The organism is Pseudoalteromonas sp. MTN2-4, from assembly GCF_042848605.1.
Classification (GTDB): Bacteria; Pseudomonadota; Gammaproteobacteria; order Enterobacterales; family Alteromonadaceae; genus Pseudoalteromonas.
In genome coordinates, this window is record NZ_BTGK01000022.1 from 1 (window position 1) to 3,759 (window position 3,759).

3 protein-coding genes and 1 pseudogene are annotated in these 3,759 nt (G+C 37.8%); 3 read left to right on the top strand and 1 reads right to left on the bottom strand.

Going from position 1 to position 3,759, the window contains the following annotated elements; all coding sequences use genetic code 11:
* Positions 1 to 159 precede the first annotated feature (159 nt).
* The 3 genes from ACGHEH_RS21370 (at position 160) to ACGHEH_RS21380 (ending at position 1,728) form a co-directional block, all read left to right on the top strand.
* Entirely contained in the window at positions 160 to 711 is a 552-nt protein-coding gene (locus tag ACGHEH_RS21370; RefSeq protein ID WP_390449708.1) for a hypothetical protein, read from the top strand.
* Positions 712 to 830: 119 nt separating this feature from the next.
* The gene (gene def / locus ACGHEH_RS21375; RefSeq protein ID WP_390449710.1) at positions 831 to 1,334 is read left to right on the top strand and encodes a peptide deformylase; all 504 of its coding nucleotides are present in this window, start codon (positions 831 to 833) and stop codon (positions 1,332 to 1,334) included.
* 133 nt (positions 1,335 to 1,467) lie between these two features.
* Positions 1,468 to 1,728 carry a hypothetical protein gene (locus ACGHEH_RS21380; RefSeq protein ID WP_390449713.1) on the top strand — a complete coding sequence of 87 codons (261 nt, stop codon included), beginning with the start codon at positions 1,468 to 1,470 and terminating at the stop codon, positions 1,726 to 1,728.
* 476 nt (positions 1,729 to 2,204) lie between these two features.
* Here ACGHEH_RS21380 and ACGHEH_RS21385 read toward each other — a convergent pair.
* A pseudogene (locus tag ACGHEH_RS21385) lies at positions 2,205 to 3,249 on the bottom strand (IS110 family transposase).
* Positions 3,250 to 3,759 lie beyond the last annotated feature (510 nt).

The following is a 3,759-nucleotide window of genomic DNA, read 5'->3' on the forward strand; positions in this document are numbered from 1 at the left end:
ATTACTATATACTAGTCGTGAAAATTTAGAGTAAAATCGAAATCTAACAAACGTTTAAACCAAAGGACGCAAAACAGCAGGCTTGCGCTCCTTCGTCGTTAATTTTAGCCTGCTATTTTTCGCCGGTTAAGCGAGGCGTTATACGCACTAAGAGTAATCATGGAAGTCAAAGTTAATAACAAAAAAGAAATCCTAAAATCATTTATTGGTTGGTTGCCTTTAGCCTTAGGAGCTACTGTATTCTATGGTATGCTTTTCATATTTATTATTAAGCGGTTACTCACCGAATTTATAGATATAAGCCAGGAACTAGCAGGAGAAGTTGGTTTGCTTTTTGGTGTGGTAGTTCTTGTCACCTGTTTATACCTTTACCTAAACTGGATAACTAAATCACTTTCATCATATCGACTAGCTATTAGAGGTGAAATCTTGTTAGTAAAAGGAATATCAGGATGGAAAACTCTTGATAAAGAAGTCCCCATTAACTCTATTCAAAAAATATATATTGGTGCAAACGCTAGCACTGTAGAAAAATTATCCTTTGGGCACAATGCAGTAAGTGAGCAAGTAGCTTCAAGGTTAGTATTTTTTACTCGTGAAGGTAAGTCATTTAAATTAGACTTTGCAGCAAAAGCTTTTGATAATAAATCACTTTTTGACTTCTTAGTTACGATTAAGAGAAATGGTATTGATACCAATGTCGGCGTATAACAAGTGCCTAAACCAAAGGACGCAAAACAGCAGGCTTGCGCTCCTTCGTCGCTAATTTTAGCCTGCTATTTTTCGCCGTTTATTAAGGCGTTATAAGCCAAATCAAATATCGAGGTAAAATGGCCGTTTTAGAAATTCTAAAAGCTCCGAATGAAAAATTAAAAGTTAAAGCTGAAAAAGTAGTTAACGTCGAAGAGGTTCAAACGTTAATCGATGACATGCTTGATACTATGTATGCAACTGAAGATGGAATAGGCTTAGCTGCAACACAAGTTGGTAGAAACGAAGCGATCATAATAATCGATATTTCAGAGGAAAGAAATTCACCTCTGATACTTATTAACCCTGAGGTTGTTAGTGGCTCGAATAAAGAGATGGGGCAAGAGGGGTGCTTATCTGTTCCCGGGTACTACGCAGATGTAGAGCGTTTTACAGAGGTTAAAGTTGAAGGGTTAGATCGTAATGGAAAAGAAGTAGTTGTTGAAAGTGATGATTTTTTAGCAATCGTTTTACAGCATGAAATCGATCATTTGAAAGGTAAATTGTTTATTGACTACCTTTCACCATTAAAACATAAAATGGCACTTAAAAAGGTCAAAAAAGCAATTAAAGCAGCAGCGTAATCATGGCTTATAACAAGGCCGTTAAACCGTGGACACAAAACAGCAGGCTTGTGCTCCTACGTCGCTAATTTTAGCCTGCTATTTTGCGCCGGTTAAGCGAGGCGTTATGTGTTTCAGTAGTAAGGAGTTAATCTTGAAGCATTTAAGTATATTATTGATTTCATTGTTAGCCACAGGATGCGTTGTACACATTCCTGTAAAAAAGATGCCTTCTGACAAAGAGATTATTGAATCATCAAAATCACAACTAAACTGCAAAGAAAGTGAAATTAGAATAGTGCATAAAGGAAACAACCCCCTAATAGATTCGCGTAACTGGACTTTACAGTGTCCAAATACAAAATATGAGTGTGTACTAGAAGGCAATGGAAAAGCTTCTTGCGAAGAAGCATAAAACACATAACACATATGAACCTTCTCCGGTCAAGTAAGCATAACAGTTCTTTTTAGCTGCTTTTAAGCAGCTAATTTGTATTAGCAACTCTTAAATCAGTTAAGCTTCGTTATGTCGAATAGCCATTAAAATCGTTTACGGCAAACACATATTGAGGGTCTCTTATTGCGATCTCATCGCGGCCTAAATCAGTCGATATAATTTATCGTTTAGGGCCACTAGACATTTATCGGTTAACCTTAATCTGGCACTACTCAAGGGGATGGCTCATTCGTCCAGTTAGTTAAAGGCTCAGCTAAGGTGTAAGCGACTTTGTTTATTGTATTAATGCACGCGCACTGAGTGTCTAATCAAAGCAAATTGGCTTAGGCGTTTAGGCATATAATGAGGTTAAAGCCATATTGGCTATTAACTCACCCAATTGATTGATACTCAACCTATATCCAGTTAGACGTTCAGCTCACTCAGTACCGTGACTAACTCTTTAGGAATCGGACTTCATCGAATACAGTCCCCTTTCTAAGCATGTAATAAACACAGCGGCCAAGCTTATGAGCAAGCGCAGATAACGCTTTGGCTTTACTCATTCGTTTTTGTAACTTTTCAATATACTTATTTGCATTATCACTATGTCGTAACAGTACAGCGGCGGCTTCAGAGAAAGCCCATTTGAGATGAGCATTACCAATCTTGTTACCTTGTGAGCCATAGACTTTGCCAGCAGATTCAGCTTTACATTTGACTAACCTGCTATATGAAGCGAACTTTTGTACACTTGAGAATCGATAAATATCACCAATCTCATAGATAATGGTGAGTGCTAGGATACGTCCTATATCATTAATCGTTTGTAAAATATTAAGGTGCACAGGGTTTTGTTGTTTGGCCATTTGCTCGATGTAATGTTCTATAGGTTTGAGCTCTTTTTGATAGCAGTCAAGTATTGCTATGTCTAAGTTAATAGAGCGCTGAACGACTGGAACAGGAAAGTAATAACGCATTTTCTCTCTGTCACAGACATTTTTTAAATTCACATTGTGGGCAGGTAAGTTGTACTGACTAGCAGTATTGGCGACATGGGCTTTTAAGTCAGCACCATGGCGAACAATTTTGGTTCTACGTCGTAACAAGTCGCGAGTAGCACGCATTTCTTGGTCATAGACATAAGCGAGAGGGAAGTTAGCTCCACGGATGAGTTTGGCAATTTTATAAGAATCAATCTTATCGTTTTTAGCTTTCCCGCCATGAATGGCTTTCATGTATAGGGCATGGCCTAGAATGAAGTCGATAGCGTGTTGTTTGCAAAAATCAGCGACCTAATACCAAACAATGCATACACTCTTCACTAACAACAATATCTCCGATGTAGGGTTTGATTAGCTTAAATAGTTCTTCTGGGTCATCTTTAATTTTTTTGTGGACAAGAATAATGCCTGTGTTATCAATGATACAGACATAAAGTAGGCGAGCGTGTAAATCGATTCCAAAATAATATGGATGCATGTTATTGTAAAAGTTCATTGAGCTTTCTCCTGTGAGGTTGGTTGCCTTTTCAGCGTAACGAATAATCGCGATGCTGGGGAGGAGGCTCAATGAGTATCAAGTTGTTAAATATGGACAAAATTTAGTTGGCTATTGCTCCTTCGTTGCATATTCTAACCAACTAAATTTAGCCTGTTAACAAAGGCGTTATGCGTCACTCTAAATCTCTGTCTTTAATACGGTTTTTGCCTCAAGTCTTTTCTTCAAATCAGCTTTTAGGTAAAGTGGCGTAATTAAGTTTTAAGCTGGTCTTAGCTTTTCGTTTTTCAATTTAAGCTGTGATCAGAAAAGTCATTCACCAGTCGAACGCTTCTTTGCAATTTTTGGTTTGGTGAGTGTTTTTATAAATAAAAGTTTAGCTCGTTGGTGCAGGCGCAAGCGCTTTGAAAGTGGTGTGTCAACGCATAACAAGCAATTAAACAGGGATAAAAACTTGCGGGCTTTTCGCTTCGCTCAATTTTAGCCCACAATTTTTAACCCGTTAATCGA